This window comes from Curtobacterium sp. VKM Ac-2887 (assembly GCF_015350935.1).
Lineage (GTDB): Bacteria > Actinomycetota > Actinomycetes > Actinomycetales > Microbacteriaceae > Curtobacterium.
Window position 1 is genome coordinate 408,189 of record NZ_JADKSB010000001.1, and the last position, 21,800, is coordinate 429,988.

21 protein-coding genes are annotated in these 21,800 nt (G+C 70.4%); 15 read left to right on the forward strand and 6 right to left on the reverse strand.

The annotated features are described in order from the left end of the window. The first annotated feature begins 119 nt into the window (after window positions 1-119). The 4 genes from gmd to ITJ69_RS02045 all read left to right on the forward strand — a co-directional run bounded on the left by gmd (window position 120) and on the right by ITJ69_RS02045 (window position 4,911). Complete coding sequence (gene gmd / locus ITJ69_RS02030) at window positions 120-1,148, forward strand: GDP-mannose 4,6-dehydratase (protein WP_194671832.1); 1,029 nt, start codon at window positions 120-122, stop codon at window positions 1,146-1,148. Further along, window positions 1,148-2,119: a GDP-L-fucose synthase family protein gene (locus ITJ69_RS02035; RefSeq protein WP_194671833.1), complete on the forward strand. Its 972-nt coding sequence runs from the start codon at window positions 1,148-1,150 to the stop codon at window positions 2,117-2,119. The genes gmd and ITJ69_RS02035 overlap by 1 nt, the downstream gene beginning before the upstream one ends. A 35-nt stretch (window positions 2,120-2,154) precedes the next feature. Continuing rightward, complete coding sequence (locus tag ITJ69_RS02040; RefSeq protein WP_194671834.1) at window positions 2,155-3,975, forward strand: DUF4012 domain-containing protein; 1,821 nt, start codon at window positions 2,155-2,157, stop codon at window positions 3,973-3,975. A 375-nt stretch (window positions 3,976-4,350) separates the two neighbouring features. Next, entirely contained in the window at window positions 4,351-4,911 is a 561-nt protein-coding gene (locus tag ITJ69_RS02045; protein ID WP_194671835.1) for a sortase, read from the forward strand. A 64-nt stretch (window positions 4,912-4,975) separates the two neighbouring features. On the opposite strand, the gene ITJ69_RS02050 is transcribed toward ITJ69_RS02045, so the two are convergent. Next, window positions 4,976-5,446 (reverse strand): VanZ family protein, encoded by a 471-nt coding sequence (locus ITJ69_RS02050; protein ID WP_194671836.1) that lies wholly within the window; start codon window positions 5,444-5,446, stop codon window positions 4,976-4,978. Between the two features lie 260 nt (window positions 5,447-5,706). Between ITJ69_RS02050 and ITJ69_RS02055 the strand changes: the two genes are divergently transcribed. From ITJ69_RS02055 to ITJ69_RS02070, 4 genes are all read left to right on the forward strand, one after another. Continuing rightward, window positions 5,707-6,036, forward strand: coding sequence for a hypothetical protein (locus ITJ69_RS02055; RefSeq protein WP_111086112.1), 330 nt, complete (start codon window positions 5,707-5,709; stop codon window positions 6,034-6,036). Between the two features lie 147 nt (window positions 6,037-6,183). After that, window positions 6,184-6,513 (forward strand): hypothetical protein, encoded by a 330-nt coding sequence (locus ITJ69_RS02060; RefSeq protein ID WP_207913272.1) that lies wholly within the window; start codon window positions 6,184-6,186, stop codon window positions 6,511-6,513. Between the two features lie 243 nt (window positions 6,514-6,756). Continuing rightward, entirely contained in the window at window positions 6,757-12,330 is a 5,574-nt protein-coding gene (locus tag ITJ69_RS02065) for an Ig-like domain-containing protein (RefSeq protein WP_228504493.1), read from the forward strand. 142 nt (window positions 12,331-12,472) lie between these two features. Further along, window positions 12,473-13,174 carry an SDR family oxidoreductase gene (locus ITJ69_RS02070; protein ID WP_194671838.1) on the forward strand — a complete coding sequence of 234 codons (702 nt, stop codon included), beginning with the start codon at window positions 12,473-12,475 and terminating at the stop codon, window positions 13,172-13,174. Window positions 13,175-13,190: 16 nt separating this feature from the next. Here the strand turns inward: ITJ69_RS02070 and ITJ69_RS02075 are convergent, their stop codons facing one another. From ITJ69_RS02075 to ITJ69_RS02085, 3 genes are all read right to left on the reverse strand, one after another. Further along, the gene (locus tag ITJ69_RS02075; protein ID WP_194671839.1) at window positions 13,191-13,922 is read right to left on the reverse strand and encodes an SOS response-associated peptidase; all 732 of its coding nucleotides are present in this window, start codon (window positions 13,920-13,922) and stop codon (window positions 13,191-13,193) included. Window positions 13,923-14,039: 117 nt separating this feature from the next. Then, window positions 14,040-14,636 (reverse strand): hypothetical protein, encoded by a 597-nt coding sequence (locus tag ITJ69_RS02080; protein WP_194671840.1) that lies wholly within the window; start codon window positions 14,634-14,636, stop codon window positions 14,040-14,042. 3 nt (window positions 14,637-14,639) lie between these two features. Further along, on the reverse strand, window positions 14,640-15,332 hold the full coding sequence (locus tag ITJ69_RS02085; protein ID WP_194671841.1) for a hypothetical protein: 693 nt from the start codon (window positions 15,330-15,332) through the stop codon (window positions 14,640-14,642). A gap of 248 nt (window positions 15,333-15,580) precedes the next feature. Here ITJ69_RS02085 and ITJ69_RS02090 point away from each other — a divergent pair, with 248 nt between their 5' ends. From ITJ69_RS02090 to ITJ69_RS02100, 3 genes are read left to right on the forward strand one after another with little or no spacing between them, the layout of a single operon-like run. Further along, on the forward strand, window positions 15,581-16,006 hold the full coding sequence (locus ITJ69_RS02090) for an organic hydroperoxide resistance protein (RefSeq protein ID WP_123293624.1): 426 nt from the start codon (window positions 15,581-15,583) through the stop codon (window positions 16,004-16,006). A gap of 9 nt (window positions 16,007-16,015) precedes the next feature. Next, a complete protein-coding gene (locus ITJ69_RS02095; protein WP_194671842.1) occupies window positions 16,016-16,402 on the forward strand; it encodes a YchJ family protein in 387 nt (128 codons plus the stop codon). Window positions 16,403-16,436: 34 nt separating this feature from the next. After that, a complete protein-coding gene (locus tag ITJ69_RS02100) occupies window positions 16,437-17,390 on the forward strand; it encodes an SDR family NAD(P)-dependent oxidoreductase (RefSeq protein ID WP_194671843.1) in 954 nt (317 codons plus the stop codon). A gap of 26 nt (window positions 17,391-17,416) precedes the next feature. Here the strand turns inward: ITJ69_RS02100 and ITJ69_RS02105 are convergent, their stop codons facing one another. Then, window positions 17,417-18,283, reverse strand: coding sequence for a shikimate dehydrogenase family protein (locus tag ITJ69_RS02105; RefSeq protein ID WP_194671844.1), 867 nt, complete (start codon window positions 18,281-18,283; stop codon window positions 17,417-17,419). Window positions 18,284-18,341: 58 nt separating this feature from the next. Here ITJ69_RS02105 and ITJ69_RS02110 point away from each other — a divergent pair, with 58 nt between their 5' ends. Beyond that, window positions 18,342-19,349, forward strand: a complete 1,008-nt coding sequence (locus ITJ69_RS02110; RefSeq protein WP_323742902.1) for an iron-siderophore ABC transporter substrate-binding protein — start codon at window positions 18,342-18,344, stop codon at window positions 19,347-19,349. 127 nt (window positions 19,350-19,476) lie between these two features. On the opposite strand, the gene ITJ69_RS02115 is transcribed toward ITJ69_RS02110, so the two are convergent. Beyond that, complete coding sequence (locus tag ITJ69_RS02115; protein ID WP_123293628.1) at window positions 19,477-19,881, reverse strand: DUF1304 domain-containing protein; 405 nt, start codon at window positions 19,879-19,881, stop codon at window positions 19,477-19,479. 60 nt (window positions 19,882-19,941) lie between these two features. Here ITJ69_RS02115 and ITJ69_RS02120 point away from each other — a divergent pair, with 60 nt between their 5' ends. From ITJ69_RS02120 to ITJ69_RS02130, 3 genes are read left to right on the forward strand one after another with little or no spacing between them, the layout of a single operon-like run. Then, entirely contained in the window at window positions 19,942-20,277 is a 336-nt protein-coding gene (locus ITJ69_RS02120; protein WP_123293629.1) for a chorismate mutase, read from the forward strand. Then, complete coding sequence (locus tag ITJ69_RS02125; RefSeq protein ID WP_194671845.1) at window positions 20,274-21,377, forward strand: lactonase family protein; 1,104 nt, start codon at window positions 20,274-20,276, stop codon at window positions 21,375-21,377. Before ITJ69_RS02120 ends, ITJ69_RS02125 begins: the two co-directional genes overlap by 4 nt. Next, window positions 21,359-21,799 (forward strand): GNAT family N-acetyltransferase, encoded by a 441-nt coding sequence (locus ITJ69_RS02130; protein ID WP_323742903.1) that lies wholly within the window; start codon window positions 21,359-21,361, stop codon window positions 21,797-21,799. The genes ITJ69_RS02125 and ITJ69_RS02130 overlap by 19 nt, the downstream gene beginning before the upstream one ends. The last annotated feature ends 1 nt before the right edge of the window (window position 21,800 follow it).

Genomic DNA, 21,800 nt, shown 5'->3' on the forward strand with positions numbered 1-21,800 from the left:
GCAACGTCGCGCGCTTCGCACCGAGCCGATGTCGTGTCACGTTGAGGGCGTCCGTATGCTCAGGAGCTGGAGGGGCCGCGGATGACGGACGGGCTCCATAGTGAGAACTGGGGAATCGTTTGACGAAGCGGGCGCTCATCACCGGCATCACCGGACAGGACGGCTCGTACCTGGCCGAGTTGCTGCTCCGCAAGGGGTACGAGGTCCACGGCCTGATCCGTCGCGCCTCGACGTTCAACACCTCGCGGATCGACCACCTGTACGTCGACCCGCACGAGTCGGGCGCGAAACTGTTCCTGCACTACGGGGACCTCGGCGACGGTGCACGACTCGTCAGCCTCCTCAGCGAACTGAAGCCGGACGAGGTCTACAACCTCGCGGCGCAATCACACGTGCGGGTGTCGTTCGACGAGCCGGAGCACACTGGTGACGTGACGGGTGTGGGCACGATGCGCATGCTCGAAGCGGTCCGGGTCTCCGGCATCCACACGCGCTTCTACCAGGCGTCCTCCTCCGAGATGTTCGGGGCGACCCCGCCGCCGCAGAACGAGGAGACGCCGTTCTGGCCGCGTTCTCCGTACGGTGCAGCGAAGGTCTACAGCTACTGGGTGACCCGGAACTACCGCGAGGCGTACGGCATGTTCGCGGTGAACGGCATCCTGTTCAACCACGAGTCGCCGCGACGTGGTGAGACGTTCGTCACCCGGAAGATCACCCGTGCAGTCGCGCGGATCAAGGCCGGCCTCGAGGACCACGTGTACCTCGGCAACCTCGACTCCGTCCGCGACTGGGGGTACGCCGCCGAGTACGTCGAGGGCATGTGGCGGATGCTGCAGGTCGACGAGCCGGACGACTTCGTCCTGGCGACCGGCGGTGACTTCACGGTCAAGGACTTCCTGACGACCGCGTTCTCCCACGCAGGCCTGAACTGGGAAGACCACGTGCGCTTCGACGAGCGGTACCTGCGACCGAGCGAGGTGGATGCGCTGGTCGGTGACGCGTCGAAGGCCAAGGAGAAGCTCGGCTGGGAGGCGACGGTCGACACCGCCGAACTGGCGAGGATCATGGTGAACGCGGACACCGCCGCCCTCGAGCACGAGGGCAGCCCGTGGATCGACACCGTCCGACTCGAGAGCTGGGGATCCTGATGACCACGACCGACTTCACTCCCGGTCCGATCGACCGAGCGGACCGCGTCTACGTCGCGGGACACCGGGGTTTGGTGGGCTCGGCGGTCTGGCGCAAGCTCGAGTCGGAGGGCTTCACCGACCTGGTCGGGCGAAGCTCCTCCGAGCTGGACCTGAAGGACCGCGGCGCCGTGTTCGCCTTCTTCGCCGAGCAGCAGCCGAAGCACGTCGTGCTGGCGGCAGCCAAGGTCGGCGGGATCATGGCGAACAACACCTACCCGCACGACTTCCTGAGCGAGAACCTCCAGATCCAGGTCAACGTGATGGACGCGGCTGTCGAGCACGGAGTCGAGCGGCTCGTCTTCCTCGGGTCGTCCTGCATCTACCCGAAGATGGCGGAGCAGCCGATCCGCGAGGAAGCGCTCCTCACCGGGCACCTCGAGCCCACCAACGACGCGTACGCGATCGCCAAGATCGCTGGCATCCTGCAGGTGCAGGCCGTTCGCCGCCAGTTCGGCCGATCGTGGATCTCGGCGATGCCGACGAACCTCTACGGCCCCGGTGACAACTTCTCGCCCACCGGTTCGCACGTCCTGCCGGCCCTCATCCGCCGGTACGACGAAGCGGCGCGAACGGGTGCGGCGCGCGTCGAGAACTGGGGGACGGGCTCGCCCCGTCGGGAGTTCCTGCACGTCGACGACATGGCGGCGGCGGTCTTCCACCTGATGGAGCACTACAACGGTCCGGACCAGGTCAACGTCGGGACCGGGTCCGACGTCACCATCAAGGAGATCGCCGAGACGATCGGCAGGATCGTCGGCTTCGAAGGCGAGACGGTCTGGGACACCACCAAGCCGGACGGCACGCCGCAGAAGCTGCTCGACGTGTCGAAGCTCGCCGACGCCGGCTGGACGGCGCAGATCGGGCTCGAGGCAGGCCTCCGCAGCACCATCGACTGGTACCGCGAACACGTGGACACCGTGCGTCAGTGATGTGGGCTGGACACGGGGGACCGTAGGATCGCCTCATGTCCGACCTGCCCGAGTCGCGACGCACTGCAGCACACCGGGGATCCAGGGCCCGGATCGTCTTGTGGGTCGTCCTCGCCCTCGTCCTGCTGCTCATCCTCACCGTCGCCTGGGTGGGAGTACGTGGTGCGCTCGCGAAGGCACACCTCGAACGAGCGGTCGGTGACGTCGACACACTGCGCTCCCAACTCACCGGCGGTGACACCGCCGCCGCGCAGGAGACCGCGGAGCACCTGGAGCGCGAAGCGGGGGCAGCTCGTTCGTTGACGGGTGATCCGATCTGGGGGGCTGCGCAGAACGTCCCGTTCTTCGGGGCCAACCTGCGTGCAGTCCGCCAGGTCTCCGTCGTCGTGGACGATGTCGCCCGGAACGCGGTGAGCCCGGTCGCTGACGTCATCGGCGGTCTCGGAACCAACTCGTTCGCGCCGAAGAACGGCAAGGTCGACCTACAGCCCATCGTGGACGCGCAGCCGGCCGTCGCGAAGGCGACGACGACCCTGGCGCGGGCGGACCGCGATGCGGACGCGATCGACACGAGTGACACGTTGTCCCCGGTGACGACCGCGGTTGCCGAGCTGCGGAACGCGTTGTCGTCCGCCTCTGCGCAGGTGACCACCGCGAACCGGGTCGTGCAGCTCGCGCCGGCGATGCTGGGCAACGACGGTGAACGGAACTACCTGCTGTTGTTCCAGAACAACGCCGAGTTGCGCGCGGGCGGCGGGATCCCGGGAGTCGTGGCGCTCCTCCAGACGGATGACGGCGCCGTTCACCTGCAGAACCAGACGTCCGGGGGCTCGTTCGGTCCGTACGCGCAGCCGATCCTGCCGCTGACCCCGGACACGACTGGTCTGTACGGCAGCATCACCGGGAAGTACATGCAGGACGTCACCCTGACCCCGCGTTTCGACGTCTCGGCGAAGCTCGCTCGGGCCATGTGGAAGCAGAAGTTCGGCGAACAGGTCGACGGCGTGCTGGCGATGGACCCGGTGACGCTGGGCTACATCCTCAAAGCCACCGGACCGGTGAAGCTGCCAACCGGGGACACGCTGACGTCGGACAACGCGGTCAAGCTCCTACTGAGCGACGTGTACGCGAGGTACCCGGATCCGGTCCTGCAGGACGCCTTCTTCGCCTCCGCCGCCAGCGCCGTGTTCGACAAGGTCGCGAGTGGTGACTTCGACCCCCAGCAGTTCGTCTCCGCCCTGACCCGGAGCACCGGTGAGGACCGACTGCGCCTGTGGAGCGCGGACCGGGCCGAGCAGCGCCGCATCAGCGGTACCGCTGTGGCTGGCGAACTCCCGACCGAGTCGGCGTCGTCACGAGAGTTCGCGGTGTACCTGAACGACGGCACCGGCTCGAAGATGGACTACTACCTCGAGAAGACCGTGTCAGTCGGCAGTTCGGTGTGCCGGAAGGACGGTCGTCCCACGTCGGTCGTCGAGGTCACCATCAAGAACACTGCACCCGCCGACGCGGCGACGAGCTTGCCCGAGTACGTCACGGGTGGTGGCGACTTCGGTGTGGAGCCGGGCAAGATCAAGACCCTGATCGCGACCTACGCGCCAGAGGGCGCGATCTTCCTCGGCGCGACGAAGGACGGCAAGACGACCGCGGTGCAGACGGCGACCGACGGCGGACACCCCGTGGCGCAGTTGCAGACACTGCTCGCACCGGGCCAGAGCCTGACCTACCGCGTAGCGTTCCTCGGCGCGAGCAAATACGCGAAGGCCCCCGTGCAGGCGAGTTCCACCCCCGGAGTCCGCCAGTCCGAGACCAAGCCGATTGCGTTCGAGTGCGAGCAGCCCCTCGCCGCCGGGTGAGCCGACCATCCCGTTAACGCGGATGGGACGCCCCCACTCCGGGGGTGAACGGTTTCGGCTGTCCGACGCCACAGGTAGCGGATGTGGCGGTCAGGCTCCCGGAGGGACGGGATGGATGTCCGTCTGATCTGGGATTTCCTCATCGGATCCAGCCCGATGGCACCTTGACGGCGACTCGGTTGCCCGCTCGTCCGGGGTGAACACATGACGACCGGTGACCGAAATCCACGCCTTCTGGTACCGAGCTGTGAAACTCCGGTAGATTGAGACAACTTCGCCATCACAACCGCCAGTTTCTTGGCCGGGGACAACCACGGGCGGATCAGCGGGCTCTGGGTGTCAGGGTCTGGATCTTCAGATCTTTAGGGGAACCACATGAAGAAGCTCATCGCTGCGGTGGTGCTGGCTGGGGCCGCACTGCTCGCCACGCCGACCGTCGCCAATGCCGCCGGTTACACGCCTGACTCCGACGTCTCCGTCTCCGGCACCGCCGTTGCCGGTGGTACCGCCTCCGTGAACTTCACCGAGGGTGCGTTCCAGGACAACGAGACCGTCAACGTCCAGGTCACCGGTGCCGGTGCGGTCACGCTCGGCGCGCTGCCGACCACGACCGTCTCGAAGACCTACACCGCTGCCTCCGACGGTTCACTCGCCGTCAAGGTCACCTTCCCGAAGGGCGCTTCGGGTACCTACAACCTGACCGCCACCGGCGCGACCTCGGGCGTCGTCGGCTTCGCCGCCTTCACCGTCGCCCCGGCTGACGCTGCTGCTGCTGTCCCCGCTGCGGGTGCCGGCACCGGCACCGACGGCACCCTCGCCTTCACCGGTTCGACCGTCTCCGCTCTGGCCCTCTGGGTCGCGGGTGGCGCCGTCGTCCTCGGTGGTGGCCTCCTGCTGGTCCGCGGCTCGGTCCGTCGTCAGCGCGAGTCCGTCTGAGTCTCGAGCCACTGCACGAAGCCCCCGGAGCGAATCGCTCCGGGGGCTTCGTCGTGTCCGCGTGTCATCGACGCCGTCGGTGCGCGGCCCACGACAGCACCAGGACGCCCAGGACGGCTCCGAGGACCGCTCCCAGGCCGTTCGCCAGGACGTCGGCCACTGATGCGGTGCGAGCGGGCAAGAAGAGCGCCTGCACGGTCTCGATGCCGACACTGACGACCAGTCCCGCGGCCGCGGCGGCCCACCACCACCGAGCGCCCGCGAGCAGGACCACGAGCAGACCCAGCGGGACGAAGAAGACCACGTTCGACAGCGACTCGATCGTGCCGTAGCCGAACCAGTCGGGGGCCCCGTGCCGATGGGCGATCGCGATCACCCGGTCGAGCGTCGGACCGGCTGCCGCGTCGACGGGCGAACCCCAGAACCCGACGAGCACCACCGCGACGCCGTAGGCGGCGGCGAGCCACGTCGCGACCCGACGGCTGCGTCCGGTAGCCGGGGCGTGCCCTGGATCGCGGGGGCTGTCGGAGGTCACCCGACCGACGGTAGCGAGCCGCGCCTCCAGACCGGCTCCGCAACCATCCGTACCCCGTGCGCCGCCGATCCGGAAAACGAGTACCCCGATCGCTGGCGTGTACCCCGGAAAGACGTCACACCGCCCCGGAAACCCGGGGGACACCGATGGGCCGCATTGACAGAACCCGTGAATCAACGGGCATCGCTGGCGGTTCGGGCCGTGGTTCTCGTAGCGTTCTGGTGTCAGCAGATGTACCCCGGATCGTGAAGGAGAGCGACATGAGCATCACCGTCAACAACGCGACGCAGGCCGAGGTCACCCTCGACACCGACACGGTCGACACCATCGCGATCCTCGAAGCCGACGCGGCGACCTCGACCCGTCCGACCCGCGCGAAGGTCACCTGGGTGCAGGAAGACCAGGGTGAGTGGATCGCCGGCTACGGCGGGTACTTCGGCGGCAGCGTCGACAAGCGCGACGGCCGCTTCGTCGCCTCGGACACCTTCGGCCTGGTCGTCGGTGAGTTCGCATCGCTGGAAGAAGCGCAGACCAAGCTCGAGGACCAGCTCCACGTCATGCTCCCGTCGGTCATCCGACCGGTCGAGTAGGCGTCTCACTGGCGCCACGGCGCCAGCGGCGCCACCGCGCCACGGGCACCGTCGGCGCCCGTCCCACCACGCACCATCGGCGTCCGCGACGCCCGCAGCACCAGCACGCAGCACGCAGCACGCAGCACAGCCCGAAGGAGCACCACCATGAGCATGACCGCCGATCACCACCAGCAGACCGAAGTGACGCTGGACACCCGGACGATCGAGGTCATCGCCGAGATCGAGGCGCAGGTCGTCGCCGACACTGCGCCTGCTCGCGTCCGCATCAGCTGGGCGCAGCCCGACACCGGGCTCTGGGTCGCCAACTACGGCGGGTACTACGGCGGCACCGTCGACCGGCAGGGCACGCACTTCTTCGTCGCCGACACGTTCGGTGAGTACGTGGGGGACTTCCGCTCCCTCGACGAGGCGAAGGGGCGTCTGGCCGAGCGGCTGCACGTGCTGCTGCCGGACGTGATCCGGCAGGCTGTCTGACGCGCTGAGCCCCGCGAACCCCGAAACCCCACCGGATCCGGTGGGGTTTTCGTGTGCCCCGAGCGGGTGACGCGGGTCTGAGGTGCGGTCACCCCCACAACGAGTGGTCCCCCCTATTGGGGACCCGTCCTGTCCCCATTTCGCTGTCGAGACCTGCCAGTATCAACCCGGCGCCACCGCCCGTCCTCCCTGAACCGACGGCCGTGGATCAGGTGCCCGCATCGTCTCGACCCGAAAGTGATCATGCTGCCTGCTTCCCAGGGCACCGCTGTGCCTCGACGCCGCTTCGGCGTCCGAACCGTCGCCATGTTCGGCGCCGCGCTGCTCGTCGGCGCCGGTCTCTCGACGACCACGGCGGTCATCGCGGCGGAGCCGGCCTCGGCCGTCGATGCGACCCAGAACGGTGCACTCGTCTGCTACCCGCAGAACACGCTGTACGCGATCGACCGGTCCGGCAAAGTCGTGGCCGTCGACATCAGCGAAGGCGACGCCAAGGGCACGACGAAGGACCTCGTCACCCTCGGCGCCGAGGCGAACAACGGTCTCGGTATCTCGCGCGAGGGTGTTTCGATGTTCGCCGCGGCGAACGGCGGGACCGCGACCCTTCGTCAGTACGACCCGAAGACGGGCGTCGCCAGCGACCCGGTCGCGACCGACACGACACGGTCCGTGATCCGTGGTGCCGTGAACCCGGCGACGGGCATCTACTACTACGGCGACGGCACCGGTTGGCTCGGGGCGTATCGCCCCGCGACCGACACGACGCCGGCGAAGTACCTCGGTCAGGTCGGGCAGATCAACGGCCTCGCCACGCGGAACGCTGCCGACACAGCGAACGCGAACGGCGACTTCGCATTCAGCTCCCGCGGACTGTTCTTCGTCGTCGCGGCGAACCACGTGTACCGCGTGAACACGAACGAGGTCCCGACGACACCGGGCACCACAGCGATGTCGACGACCGAGATCGCAACCCTGCCGTCCACCACGAACAGCCCGGGCATCGCGTTCTCGTCCGACGGGTACCTGTACGTGTCGAACACCGTGACGGCGAACAACGTCTCCACGACCACGATCTACCAGCTCGACCCCACCTCGGGTGCGCAGGTCCGCAGCTTCCCGATCGTCGGCAACTACGCCGCCAGCGACCTGGCCAGCTGCAACTACGCCGACACCGTCACCGGTGAGGCGAGCGTCGACAAGCGCTGGAACAGCAGTGACCAGTTCAAGCTGTCGATCACCGGCGGCGGCATCACCCCGAACGACGGGACGACCGGTACCACCAGCGGCAGCGCCACGGGCGTCCAGGCACAGAAGGCGGGCGCGGTCCTGACCACGCCGAACAAGGACTACACGGTCACGCAGACCGCCAACGGCACCACCGACCCGGCAAACTACGACACGACGTGGAAGGCCGTCGACCGGGGCACCAACGCGGTCATCGCTGACGGCACCGGGAACACCGGCACCTTCACGTTCCCCGCAGCCACGACCGCCGACGGCACCGACGTCATGGTGACCTTCACCAACACGCTCAAGGCCGTCCACGTCACCACGACCTCGGACACCGGCAACACGCCGAACGGCACCACGCTGACCGTGCCGGCGAAGGGCGTCCTGGCGAACGACAGCGGCACCGGCCTGTCCGTCGTGTCGAACACCACGCCCGCCCACGGCACCGCGACCGTGAACCCCGACGGCTCGTACACGTACACCCCGGCCGACGGCTTCTCGGGCACGGACACCTTCCAGTACACGGCGAAGGACTCCTCCGGCCAGACGTCGACCAGCACCGTGACGATCACCGTCGCCCCGGCGGGCACCGACGACGCGTTCAGCGTGCACGCTGGCCAGACCGCCACCGCGGACGCGAAGACGGGTCTGCTCGCGAACGACCACGGCACCGGCCTGACGGTCACGGGCAACACGAAGCCCGCCCACGGTGACCTCACCGTCGAGCAGGACGGTTCGTACTCGTACACCCCGATCGCCGGTTACTCCGGCCCGGACTCCTTCACCTACACGGCGAAGGACGGCGACGGCGCGGCGATCAGCGGCACGGTCACCATCACGGTGCTGCCGACCGCGGGCGCCGACACCGTCACCGCGACGGCCGGAGCCGCCACGTCCGGCACCGCCCCCGGCCTGCTCGCCAACGACCTCGGCTCGGACCTGACGGTCACCGGCAGCACCAAGCCGTCGCATGGTGACATCGTCGTCGCGAAGGACGGCAGCTACACGTACACCCCGGCCACCGGCTACTCCGGCCCCGACTCCTTCACGTACACCGTCACCGACGGCACCGGGGGGACCGACACCGTGACCGTGACCGTGAACGTCGCCCCGCTGGCGAAGGACGACACCGTCCGCGTCGCCGCCGGCACCACGTACACCGCCGACACCCGCGCCACCGGCGTCCTGGGCAACGACCTCGGCACCGGCCTGACGATCTCGTCGAACACGAAGCCCGCGCACGGCGAGCTCACCCTCGACAAGGCGACCGGTGCGATCACCTACACGCCGGCCGACGGCTTCTCGGGCACGGACTCGTTCCGGTACACCGCGACGGACACCGCCGGTGCGCCGACGACCGCCACGGTGACCATCACGGTCAACCCGACGATCGCGAACGACACCACGACGACGAGCGCCGGCACCCCGGTGAACGTCGACGTGCAGCACAACGACCGCGGCACGGACCTGGTCACCACGATCGTCACCGGTCCGGCGAACGGCACCGCCGTGGTCGCCGAGGACGGCACCGTCGAGTACACGCCGACGGGTGACTTCTCCGGCACCGACTCGTTCACCTACACCGTGACCGACGGCTCGAAGGTCACCACCGTCCCGGCGACGGTCACCGTCACCGTCCAGCCGGTCGCGAACGGCGACACGGTGGCGACGAAGTCCGGCGAGACGCTGACCATCGCCCCGGAGACGCTCACCGGCAACGACAAGGGAACGAAGCTGACCGTCACCGACGCGGCCGCCGTGCCGGACGCCGACGGCACGACGCACGGCGACGTCGCGATCGACCCGACCACCGGCGTGATCACGTACACGCCGAAGCCCGGCTTCTCGGGCACCGACACCGTCACCTACACGGTGCGGGACGACTCCGGCCAGACCACGACCGGCACGATCACCGTCGTCGTCGGCCCGATGGCCACCCCGGACACCGCGACCGCCACCGCCGGCACCACGCTGACCGTGGGCGGGGACGGCGACGACCGCACGGGCGTGCTCGGGAACGACGAGGGCACGAAGCTCACCGCCACGGTCGACCTCGAACCCGCGAACGGCGACCTCGAGCTGGCGGAGGACGGGTCGTACACGTACACCCCGAAGGACGGCTTCTCGGGCACGGACACCTTCACCTACACGGCGAAGGACCCCTCCGGCGGGACGGCCACGGGTGTCGTGACGATCACGGTCAAGCCCGGCACCGAGCCGGACGAGATCACGGTCAAGGCAGGCGGCAGCAAGACGGTCACCTCGGCCGAACTGACCGGCAACGACCACGGCACCGGCCTGTCCGTGCTCGACATCCCCGTCGGCAAGAGCGGCACGAACGGCACCGCGGTCCGGAACGACGACGGCACCGTCACCTACACGCCGAAGCCGGGCTTCTCCGGCACCGACGAGTTCACGTACACGGTCACGGACCGCAACGGCCTCACGAACACCGGCACCGTCTCCGTCCGGGTCACCCCCGTCACGGCGGGCGGCTCCACGTCCACCGACGCCGACGGATCCACCACCGTGCCGGCCGACAAGGGCGTGCTCGACGGCGCCACCGGCACCGACCTGCACGTCACGGACAACACCGACCCGTCGCACGGTGACGTCGTCGTCGACAAGGACGGCGGGTACACCTACACGCCGAAGCCCGGCTACTCCGGCCCGGACTCGTTCGACTCCACCGTCACCGACGGTGCCGGCGGGACCACCACCGGCACCGTGACGATCGTCGTCGCCCCGAAGGCCGTCGCCGACACCGCGACCACCACCGCCTCGACCCCGGTCGACGTCGTGGTCACGGGCAACGACTCCGGCACGAAGCTCACCGTCACCGCGGTCACCAAGCCCGGTCACGGCGAGGCCGCGATCACCGGAGGCGGAGGCGGAGCCGGCACCGGCACCGTCACGTACACGCCGGCCGACGGCTTCTCCGGCACGGACACGTTCGCCTACACGGTGACCGACCCGACCGGCGGCACCGCGACGGCGACCGTCACGGTGACGGTCGAGCCCGTCGCCGTCGCGGACGCCGTGCACACCACCGCGGGCACGGCGCTGGCGATCGCCGGCACGACGCTGACGGCCAACGACCACGGCACGACGCTCACGGTCACCGGCCACGGTGACGCCGCACACGGCGACGTGACCAAGGGCACCGAGCCCGGCTCGCTCGTCTACCTGCCGAAGAAGGGCTTCTCCGGCACGGACACGTTCACGTACACCGTCACCGACGGCTCCGGTCAGACCGCCACGGCGACCGTCACCGTCCTGGTCGGCACCATGGCGACGCCCGACACCGGCCGCACCGCCACCAACGGCACCGTGACCGCCACCGTCGGCACGGGCGTCCTGTCCGACGACGAGGGCACCGACCTGTGGGCGAAGACCGACCGCAAGCCGGCACACGGCACCGTGGTGCTGGCGAAGGACGGCTCGTACGTCTACACGCCGGAGCACGACTGGTCCGGCATCGACACCTTCACCTACACGGCGGTCGACCGCGACGGCAACACCGCGACCGGCCTCGTCACGATCACCGTCACCCCGACGGCGACGAACGACGAGGCAGCCACGAAGGCCGGCAAGCCGGTCACCGTCGCCGGCCCCGGTGTGCTCGGCAACGACCACGGCAGCGACCTGACGGTCGTGACCTCCGGCACGGCGGAGCACGGCACGGTCTCGATCGCCGCGGACGGCACGTTCGTCTACACCCCGGCGAAGGGCTTCTCCGGCACCGACACCGTGACCTACCGGGCACAGGACGGATCGGGCCAGCAGGTCGACGCCACCGTCACCGTCACCGTCGGCATCGACGCGACGAAGGACGCCGGCCGCACCGTCGCCGGTACCCCGATCGCCCGTGACACCGCCCACGGTCTGCTCGCCAACGACCAGGGCACCCGCCTCACCGCGGCCCTGGACCGGCGGCCGGCCCACGGCACGGTGACGGTCCAGCCCACCGGCGCGTACGTCTACACCCCGGCCGCCGGCTTCACCGGCACGGACACCTTCACCTACACGGTGACCGACGCCTCGGGGCAGACCACCACCGCCACCGCCACGATGACGGTCGTCGCCGCCGCGGTCGCGAAGGACGACTCCGCCACCGGGACCGTCGGGCACCAGGTCACGATCGACCCGCTCGACAACGACTCCGCCTCGGGCGGTGCCACCCTCGAGACGGGCACCGTGCACCTGATCGACCCGGAGACGGGCAAGCAGTCCGACCGCGTCGTCGTCAGCCACGAGGGCACCTGGACCGTCCGCGACGGCAAGGTCGTCTTCACCCCGGCGAAGGGCCACACCGGCACCACCTTCATCGGCACCGCGTTCATCGGGTACGTGGTGACGGACAGCAACGGCCAGGCCGTCCGGGCGACGATCACGGTCACCTACCCGACCGGCATCGCGGCAGCGGTCCACACCGCGGAGCTCGCCTTCACCGGCGCGACCGGCCTGGCCGGCCTCGGCCTCGCTGCGATCGCACTGCTCCTGGCCGGCGTGCTGCTCGTGACGCGTCGCCGCATCGCGGCGGGCATCGCAGCCGCCCCGGGGATCCGACGCAGCGCGCGTCCGTAACCACCGCGGTCGACCGGGAGGCCCGGATCACGTCAGCCGACAGGCGCACGTGATCCGGGCCTCCCGTCGTCGTGCCGTGGTCGCGTCCGACGCACGCCGTCACGCGGGGCGGTGCGGCTCCGCCGCTCGCTAGCCTCGGAGGATGAGCGACCGACCCACCGCACTCGGCCGCCCCACCGCGATCGTGACCGGTGGGACCAGCGGCATCGGACGCGCCGTCGTCGAGGAGCTCCGCCGGACCCACGAGGTGATCGCCGTCGGGCGTGACCGCGTGCGGCTCGACGAGGTCGGGGCGCTTGACCACGTCACCGCCGTGCAGCTCGACCTGACCGACGCCGCCGGGTTCCCGGCCTTCGCCGACTCGGTACCGGAGCTCGACGTCCTGGTGCACAACGCAGCGATCGTCGAGCGCCTGCGTGTCGAGGACGCCCGCGCCGAGGACTGGCAGCGCGCCTTCGCCACCAACGTCATCGCGCCGGCCGAGCTCAGCCGGGTGTTCTTGCCACACCTGCGCCGGGCCGCCGGGTCGGTCGTCGTGATCAGCTCGGGTGCCGCGCGACGGGCCGTGCCGAACAGCACCGTGTACTCCGCGTCGAAGCACGCGCTGCAGGCCGTCACCGACGGGTTCCGCCAGCAGGTCAGCGCCGACGGGATCCGGGTGAGCACCGTCGCGCCGGGACCGACCGACACCCCGCTCGCGCACACCGGCGATCGGTACGGTCCGGCCGACCCCGACGTGGTGCGAAGCGAACCGTCGACCGTCGCCTCGGCCGTGCGGTTCGTGATCGACGCCCCGCGGGACTCCCAGATCGCCGAACTGTGGGTGCGCCCGAGCGTCGAGTAGGGCGGCGTCTCGCTGGCTACGCCACTGGTTCGATGAGCTGCGGGCCGTCGTTCTTCACGCTGTTCACGGTGCGGGCGACCTCGTACTGCTCCAGGCCGGCCGCGACCGTCAGCGACTCGTGGTCGAGCAGGGCCAGCAGGTCGTCGGCCGGCAACTCGCCCCCCAGCCAGTCGTCGTAGCCGTCGGGCGTCAGGAACGCCGGCATCCGGTCGTGCACCTCGCCCGGGGCAACGTGGGCGTCGCGGGTGATGATCGCCAGCGACAGCCGCCACTTGTCCGGGTCGCCCTCGGGCTTGGTCGGGTCGGGCCAGGCACTCACGACCCCGGCCATCGCCAGGGCGCCGCCGGGCTCGTGCACGAAGTGCGGCTCCTTGCCGTCCTCGCGCACCACCCACTCGTAGTAGCCCTGCGCCGGCACGATGCACCGGTTCGTCGCGAAGGCCCGCTTGAACATGCCGCTCGTCGCGACCGTCTCGATGCGGGCGTTGATCGGCTTCGGGCGCTGCTTCAGGAAGTCCTTCGCCCAACTCGGCACGAAGCCCCAGCTGATCTGCGGCAGCTCGCGCTCCCCCTGCCGCTGGCGCACCGCGGACACGGGATCGGTCGGGGCGACGTTCCAGCTCGGCACCAGGCCGGTCCCCACGACGCCGGTGTCCTGGTCGACGTGCTCGGTCCGGTCGGCGAGCTCACCGAGGAGCTCGGGCAACAGATCAGCCGTGGTGTCGGAGACGACGAACCTTCCACACATGCGCCCAGTGTGCTCCGTGCCCCCGACAGTCGCGCGGCTGGGGTCGTTCCCGTGCCCCGTATCCCGCTTCGTGAGCAGAAATGGTCGGGTCCCGTCACGCCACCCGACCATTTCTGCTCACGAAGTCGGGCTGGCGGCGACTCGGGCGCGCTCGGAGCGGCCGAGGCGGACGACGTACTCGACGAGCGACATCGGGGACAGCAGGATCCACGCGAAGGAGAGCACGTGATCGAACCCGAGCAGCAGGCCGCCGGCGACCGCGGCGATTCCGGCGAGGGACACCGGGGTGACGCGGGCGAGCGTGCCGATCAGGCCGCGGCGGAGCAGGACCGTGTCGGTGCGGACGGCCTCGCGGTCCTCTGGACGGACAGGGCGTGGCCGTCGCAGCAGGTAGGGCTGCACCGACCACCGCACCGAGTTCTGCCACGAGGCCCGCACCTGCCGCCCGTTGATCGTCGCCGAGGGGTCCGGCGGGCGCCGCGTCGGGAAGCACGCGAACGTGAGCAGACCCACGCCGGCTGCCAGCAGCACGATGGCCGCCACGCTGCGGAGCGGAGGCTGTGCCGTCCAGCCGAGCCGGGCCTCCAGGACGAGCATGCCGACCAACGCGACCACGGCTGCTGCGCCGGACCACGCTGCCGCGCGGCGGACACGACGCGGGTCCAGCACGTCGTCGACGTGCCGGAAGAAGATCCGCCAACCGAGTGCGAACACGGATCAGTCTCCGGGCAGCGAGAGCTTGCTGCCCTTCGGGGTGCCGGGCCGGCCGCGGGCGGGCGGCGCCGGCGGGACGGGCGGGAGGGCCTCGGCCTCGACGCGCAGCTGCTCCTGACGGCCGAGGGTCCGGATCCCCATGACGCCCGTGCCGCTCGAGATGACGAGCCACATGAACCACACACCGAGGAGCACGATCATCCGGTCGCCGTCGACGGGGAACGTGAGGACGAAGACCACCGTGCCGAGGACGAGACCCACCCAGCTGACGAACTGCAGGAACGAACGGGTGGCGACGCGGACGATCTGGTCGCGGCTCTCCAGCAGACCGTGGAGCACGGCATCGCGGTGCTGCGGGTCCACCGCCGGAGGGTTCCTGCCGTAGTAACGGGCGATGGCCTCTTGCGTGCGCCAGCCGACGCCCGGGATCGGTGGGACGGCCCATCCCTTCGGACCGACCGGCGTCAGCGATGCGCCGAAGCACCCGAAGCCGGCGGCCACCACGACCGCGACGACGACGCCAGCGGGACCGGGAACGGGGTCGTCCAGGCGGTCCAGGAGCACCCCGACGAGCAGCAGCACGACGAACGCGGTCGACGCGACGATCGCGCCGACGACCACCATGCGTCGGCGGATGCGCTCACCGATGACCTCGGGCAGTCGCTCCCGGTACACCTGCCACCCGATCTTGAACACGTGTCATGTCTACCCGGGCGCGGGGCATTGTGGCGCGGGCGCTCGGGCGCTCGGTACTTCGTGAGCAGAAATGGTCGAGTGCGCTCGCGGGGCCCGACCATTTCTGCTCACGAAGTTCACGAAGTGCGCCGCGGGCACCCCGCGGCACGCGCGGACACGCCCGGCGGCGCGGGCACGCGCGGGCGCCCGGCCCCGGCGCCCCGGGCACGCGCAGCACACGTCCAGGTGGGCGCGATGACCTCGCCTCCATGAGTCTCGACATCGTCTACACCGCAGCCGCCCACGCCACCGGAGGCGGCCGCGACGGGCACGTCCGCAGCGAGGACGACCGGCTCGACCTGGACACCCGCCCGCCCAAGGAGATGGGCGGCAGCGGCGAGGGCACCAACCCCGAGCAGCTGTTCGCCGCCGGGTACGCCGCGTGCTTCCTCGGTGCACTGCACGCCGCGGGCAAGGAACTCGACCTCGACACCACCGGCGCCGAGGTCTCCGCCGAGGTCGGCATCGGCGGCGCCGGCAACGGCACCTTCGGCCTGGCGGTCGAGCTCGACGTCTACGCACCGGCCGCCCCGCAGGAGCAGCGCCAGCGCCTGGCCGAGCGCGCGCACGAGATCTGCCCGTACTCGAACGCCACCCGCGGCAACATCACCGTCGCGCTGTCGATCGTCGACTAGCGTTCCGGCGTGGTCACCGACGAGACGCGTTGCCCCTGCCTGAGCGGCAACTCCTACGGCGAGTGTTGCGGCCCCCTGCACCGCGGAGCGGCCGCGCCGACCGCGGAGCGCCTGATGCGCTCACGCTTCAGCGCGTTCGCGCTGGGACTGCCGGAGTACCTGCTGCTCACCTGGCACCCGCGCACCCGTCCGGCAGCCCTCGAGTTGGACGCGTCCCAGCGCTGGACCCGGTTGGACGTCCTGACGACGACCTCGGGAGGCCCGTTCGACTCCCAGGGTACGGTCGCGTTCCGCGCGTGGTGGCGTTCCGACGACGACCGCGGGACGCTCGAGGAGACGAGCGCGTTCGTCCGCGAGCAGGGACGATGGTTCTACGTGGACGGTGTCGTCGCCTGACGGCTCCGCACCACGCCAGCTGACAGGAGTCGACATGCCCGCACGCGACCTCACCCGCTTCGGCGGCCGGACCACGGCCGCCGAGGTCGTCGACGGCCTCGACCTGACAGGACGCACGGCGATCGTCACCGGCGCCGCGTCCGGCATCGGGGTGGAGACCGCCCGAGCACTCGCCGGAGCCGGGGCGCGCGTGACGCTCGCCGTGCGGGACGTCGACGCCGGCCGACGGGTCGCGGACGACATCGCCCGGTCGACGGGGACGGACGCACCGGCCGTCGTCGAACTGCACCTGGACCGCCCGGGCTCCGTCGAGGCGTTCACCGCAGCGTGGTCGGGGCCGCTCGACGTCCTCGTCGCCAACGCCGGCATCATGGACGCGCCCGAGTCGTACACGCCCGCCGGGTGGGAGGCGCAGTTCGCCACGAACCACCTCGGGCACTTCGCCCTCGCGCTCGGGCTGCACGACGCCCTGGCGGCCTCGGGTTCGGCCCGCATCGTCTCGGTGTCGTCGAGCGGCCACGGCGGTTCGCCCGTCGTGTTCGACGACCTGTTCTTCCGCCGGCGCCCCTACGAACCCGGACTCGCCTACGGCCAGTCGAAGACCGCGAACGTGCTGTTCGCCGTCGCTGCCGGCCGGCGGTGGGCCGCCGACGGCATCACCGCGAACGCCCTGATGCCCGGCGGGATCTGGACCGGGCTGCAGAAGCACTGGGACCCGGAGGTCCTCGCCGCCACGAAGATCGCCGCCGCCGACGCCGTGAAGACCCCCGAGCAGGGAGCCGCGACCTCGGTCCTGCTCGCCACCGCACCGGAACTCGACGGGATCACCGGCCGCTACTTCGAGGACTGCCACGAAGCAGCGGTGGTCGAGCGGATCGAGGACGGCCTGCACGGCGTGCTGCCCTGGGCGCTCGACCCGGAGCAGGCCGACCGGCTGTGGGACGTGTCCGTCGCCCTGCTCGACGCCGAGGCGCGGTCCCGCGGCTGACCGCGGGTCGCCGGTGTCGTCGTCGGCTAGCTGCTGATGACGGCGGGCAGGCCGACAGCCGAGCGCATCGCACGACGGACGGCGGCCTCGTCGGGCAGCAGCTCGTCCTCGTCACCCGTCAGGAAGAAGCGGATCTGGCCGATGGCCTGTTCGGTGAGCATGTCGAGACCGTTCAGCACCCGGCCGCCCGCACCGGCCCAACGCGACGCGACGGCGGTCGGCCACGGTTCGTAGGCGACGTCGAACAGCACGGCGTCCGACCCCGACGGCACCAGCTCGAGCGGGTCGGCCGCGCCGCCGGGCAGCGTCGACAGGACGAACCCGTGGTGGGTGCCGGGCAGGTCGGTGAGCGGCAGGACCTCGAGCGAGACGCCGAGCCGCACAGCCAGTTCCACGAGCGACCCGGCCTTCGCGGTGTCGCGCAGGAACACCCGCACGAGTGACGCCCCGAGCCGCACGGCTGCGGTCAGAGCGCTCGCCGCAGTCGCCCCGCCGCCGAGGATCGTGGCCTCGCCGGGAAGGTGCCCGAGGGCCTCGACCGGACGGACGAGCCCCTGGACATCGGTGTTGGCACCCGCACGGACGATGCTGTCGCCCTCGTGGCGGAACGCCACCGTGTTGGCGACCCCGAGCTCATCGACCAACGGGGTCGTGCGGTCGAGGAGCGGCAGCACCTCGCGCTTGAGCGGCATCGTGAGACTCAGCCCGCGCCATCCGGGACCCAGCCCCGCGACGAACGCGTCGAGCCCACCGGACGCGACCTCGTGCCTCCCGTACGACCACCCCAACCCGAGCGCGTCGTAGGCCGCTTCGTGGAGCGTGGGGGAGAGCGAATGCGCGATGGGGGAGCCGAGCACCGCGAGGCGCGTGCGGTCTGGATCTGGGACGGCCACGATCACCCAGCCTATCCAGCTGAATTCCTGTACGCCCCGTTAGGTTAGGCTACCCTTCGTGATCCGCTCATCCCTTCGTCTCCGACGTGTCCTCGCCGCTGCGGGTGCCGTCGTCGCAGCCTCCCTCGTCCTCGCCGGCTGTGCCTCGGGCTCCGGCTCGTCCACCGACACGGCTTCGTCCGGCTCGTCCGACGGCGCCTTCCCGGTGTCCATCACGACCGGCCTCGGCACCACGACGATCGACTCGCAGCCGAAGCGCGTCGTCGCACTCGGCTGGGGTGACGCCGAGACCGCGCTCGAGCTCGGCGTGCAGCCGGTCGGTGCGAGCGACTGGCTCGCCTTCGGTGGCGACGGCGTCGGACCGTGGCTGAAGGACGCTTACACGAAGTCGCCGAAGATCATCCAGACGCTCGAGCCGAGCTACGAGGACATCCTCAAGCTCAACCCGGACCTGATCCTCGACGTGAAGTCGTCTGGTGACAAGGACCGGTACGACAAGCTGTCCGCGATCGCGCCGACCGTCGCGATCCCGAAGGGCGGCGAGAACTACCTCGCCTCGACCGAGCAGCAGACCACGATGATCGCGAAGGCGCTCGGCAAGGAGTCCGAGGGCAAGAAGCTGCTCTCCGACCTCGACGACGCCTACGCCACGGCGCGCAAGGCCCACCCGGACTTCGAGGGCAAGACCGCCGTCGTCGGTGCGTACAGCTCCGAGGGCTTCGGGGCGTACGCCTCCACCGACAGCCGCTCGTCGTTCATGAAGAACCTCGGGTTCACGATCCCGTCGGCCATCGACAAGGAAGCCGGCAAGGCGTTCTCCGTCACGCTGTCCGACGAGAACCTCGACCTGCTCGACGCCGACCTGACGCTGGTCCTGCCGATCTACGTCGACGCGTCGAAGGCCGAGGCCGACCCGCTGTTCCAGAAGGTGCCGTCGGTCGAGGCCGGTCACTACATCGTCTTCGACGACAAGGACGTGTCGTCGGCGTTCTCGATGGGCACCACCGCTGCGATCGAGTGGGCGCTCGACAAGCTGCCGGCCCAGTTCGAGGACAAGCTCGGCTGACCTGGCCGGTCTTCACCCGCGAAAGCGACAGGGTGCCGCCGATGTTCGGCGGCACCCTGTCGCATTTGCGTGGCGGGGCTGACGGTGTGGTCGAGACGGCGCAGACGGCGCAGACGGCGCAGACGGCTCAGACGGGGAAGCTCGAGCCGAGCAGCGCGAAGAGCAGCGCGATCAGCGGGAGCGTGCCCTGCTTGAACGCGGAGTTGACGTACTTGCGGCCGGAGCCGACCAGGATCACCGCGGCGCCGAGCATGCTCGCGGTCGAGAACACGACGAGGGTCCAGCCGGTTGCGGTGTTGCCCGCCAGCACCAGCACGACACCGAGGATCGCGCCGATCGCCAGGAACAGGTTGTAGAACCCCTGGTTGAACGCGAGGGAGCGGGTCGCGTCGGCCTCGGTCTCGGTCGCGATGCCGAACACCTTGCGGGCGCGTGGACTCGTCCAGATGATGGATTCGAGGAACCAGATGTACACGTGGACGAGGCCAGCGAGGACCGCACACACGCCCGAGATCACGAGCAAGACCGACATGTGCTCATTCTCGCAGGCGTCGGCGGGGTTCGGCTGCGCGTCCGCCAGTAGGCTCGGGGCATGAGCGACGACGTCACCCCGCCCGAGCCCGAAGCGACGGCCGAAGCGACGGCTGTCGCCGAACTCCGGAGCATCCGGCAGAGCATCGACAACATCGACGCCGCCGTCATCCACATGCTCGCCGAGCGCTTCAAGTACACCCAGCGAGTGGGGCACCTGAAGGCCGAATCGGGCATGCCCGCCGCCGACCCGGACCGCGAACAGATCCAGGTCGCACGGCTCCGGAGCCTCGCCGCCGAGGCGCACCTCGACCCCGCCTTCGCCGAGAAGTTCCTCAACTTCATCGTCGCCGAGGTCATCCACCACCACGAGCGCATCGCCGGACGCGACGAATGAGCGTCGACCTGCCGACCCTGCTCGTCGGTTCCTACACCGCCACCGGCGGCGGGAACGCGACCGGCATCTCCCTCGTCGACGGCGGGGCTGCCCGCGCGGGCGCGGTCGCTCGTACCGTCGCGGTGCTCGACGATCCCTCGTTCCTCGCCGTGTCGGGCGACCGTGTCTACGCCGTGTCCGAGACGAACGACGGCGGCGTCTCAGCCTTCCGGATGCAGAACGGCGCGCTCGAACACCTGTGGGACGCCTCCGCCGGCGGTGACGCCCCGTGCCACCTGCGGGTCGACCCGTCCGGGGCGCTCATCGTCACCAACTACGTCTCCGGCACCGTCACCGCCGTGTCCCTGGCGGCGGCCGAGTCGTTCTCCGCCTCGGTCCTCGCGAGCGACGGCGTCGTCCTGCCCGCAGACGGCGTGCACGGCCGAACCGACCGGCTCGCCGTCCCCGCCTCGGCCATCGCCGTCGCGACCCTGCCCGCCGCCACCGGCCCGGTGCAGGACCGGCAGGATGCGCCGCACGCGCACCAGTCCGTCGCGACGCCGGACGGCACGGTGCTCGTCGCCGACCTCGGTGGCGACGCGCTGCACGAGTTCCGCGTGACCGTGTCGGCCGACGGCGTCCCCACGCTCGAGGCGCTACGCGCGCACCACGTGGCGCCCGGCGTCGGCCCGCGGCACCTGGCCTGGTACGCAGGCGACCTGTTCGTCGCCGGTGAGCTCGACGGCGCTGTCCACCGACTCCGCCGCGACGAGTCCGGCTCGCTCGTGACGATCGCCTCGACCCCGACGTTCGAGGGTGCGGTGGGGGAGTCGCTCCTCAGCCACATCGAGGTCGACGAAGCCGGACTCGTCACCGTCGCCGTCCGTGGCCGCGACCTGATCGTCGTGCTCGACGCTGCCGACGACGGGCTCGCGCTCGTCGGGTCCGCGTCGTGCGGGGGAGCCTGGCCGCGCCACTTCGCCCGGGTGCCCGGGTACGTGCTCGTCGCCAACGAGCGGTCGGACGCCATCGCCGTGCTGCCGATCGGTGCCGACGGTGTGCCGGGCGAGGCCGTCGAGCAGATCGCCGTCGGGACCCCGACGTGCATCGTCCCGCTCTGACCGTGACCGAGGTCGACCCGTACACCCTGGTCGTCGGGGCACCGCCGCTGACGGACTACCTGCGTCTGCGCCAGGACTCCGGACTCTCACCGAAGAACGCCGAGCAGGGCGCCGGGGCGATCGCCGGCAGTTGGTCGGCGTGCCACGTCGTGGACGCCGGCGGCACACCGGTGGCAATGGGCCGGACGATCGGCGACGGCGGGTGGTACTTCCACATCGCCGACATCGCCACCGATCCCGACCACCAGCGCCGTGGGCTCGGACGCCGTGTGGTCGAGTGGCTGCTCGAGGACGTCCGCGACCGAGCACCCGCCGGGGCCTACGTCACGCTCGTCGGGGATCCGCCCGGTCAGCGGCTGTACCGATCGCTCGGGTTCGACGACGTCGCGCCGAGTCTCGGCATGGCACTCCGACTGGACTGAC

Coding starts and splice junctions, on each gene's coding strand:
- ITJ69_RS02035 (WP_194671833.1), top strand. CDS start 1,148: ATGACCACGACCGACTTCACTCCCGGTCCGATCGACCGAGCGGACCGC.
- ITJ69_RS02040 (WP_194671834.1), top strand. CDS start 2,155: ATGTCCGACCTGCCCGAGTCGCGACGCACTGCAGCACACCGGGGATCC.
- ITJ69_RS02045 (WP_194671835.1), top strand. CDS start 4,351: ATGAAGAAGCTCATCGCTGCGGTGGTGCTGGCTGGGGCCGCACTGCTC.
- ITJ69_RS02055 (WP_111086112.1), top strand. CDS start 5,707: ATGAGCATCACCGTCAACAACGCGACGCAGGCCGAGGTCACCCTCGAC.
- ITJ69_RS02060 (WP_207913272.1), top strand. CDS start 6,184: ATGAGCATGACCGCCGATCACCACCAGCAGACCGAAGTGACGCTGGAC.
- ITJ69_RS02065 (WP_228504493.1), top strand. CDS start 6,757: ATGCTGCCTGCTTCCCAGGGCACCGCTGTGCCTCGACGCCGCTTCGGC.
- ITJ69_RS02070 (WP_194671838.1), top strand. CDS start 12,473: ATGAGCGACCGACCCACCGCACTCGGCCGCCCCACCGCGATCGTGACC.
- ITJ69_RS02075 (WP_194671839.1), bottom strand. CDS start 13,922: ATGTGTGGAAGGTTCGTCGTCTCCGACACCACGGCTGATCTGTTGCCC.
- ITJ69_RS02090 (WP_123293624.1), top strand. CDS start 15,581: ATGAGTCTCGACATCGTCTACACCGCAGCCGCCCACGCCACCGGAGGC.
- ITJ69_RS02100 (WP_194671843.1), top strand. CDS start 16,437: ATGCCCGCACGCGACCTCACCCGCTTCGGCGGCCGGACCACGGCCGCC.
- ITJ69_RS02115 (WP_123293628.1), bottom strand. CDS start 19,881: ATGTCGGTCTTGCTCGTGATCTCGGGCGTGTGTGCGGTCCTCGCTGGC.
- ITJ69_RS02120 (WP_123293629.1), top strand. CDS start 19,942: ATGAGCGACGACGTCACCCCGCCCGAGCCCGAAGCGACGGCCGAAGCG.
- ITJ69_RS02125 (WP_194671845.1), top strand. CDS start 20,274: ATGAGCGTCGACCTGCCGACCCTGCTCGTCGGTTCCTACACCGCCACC.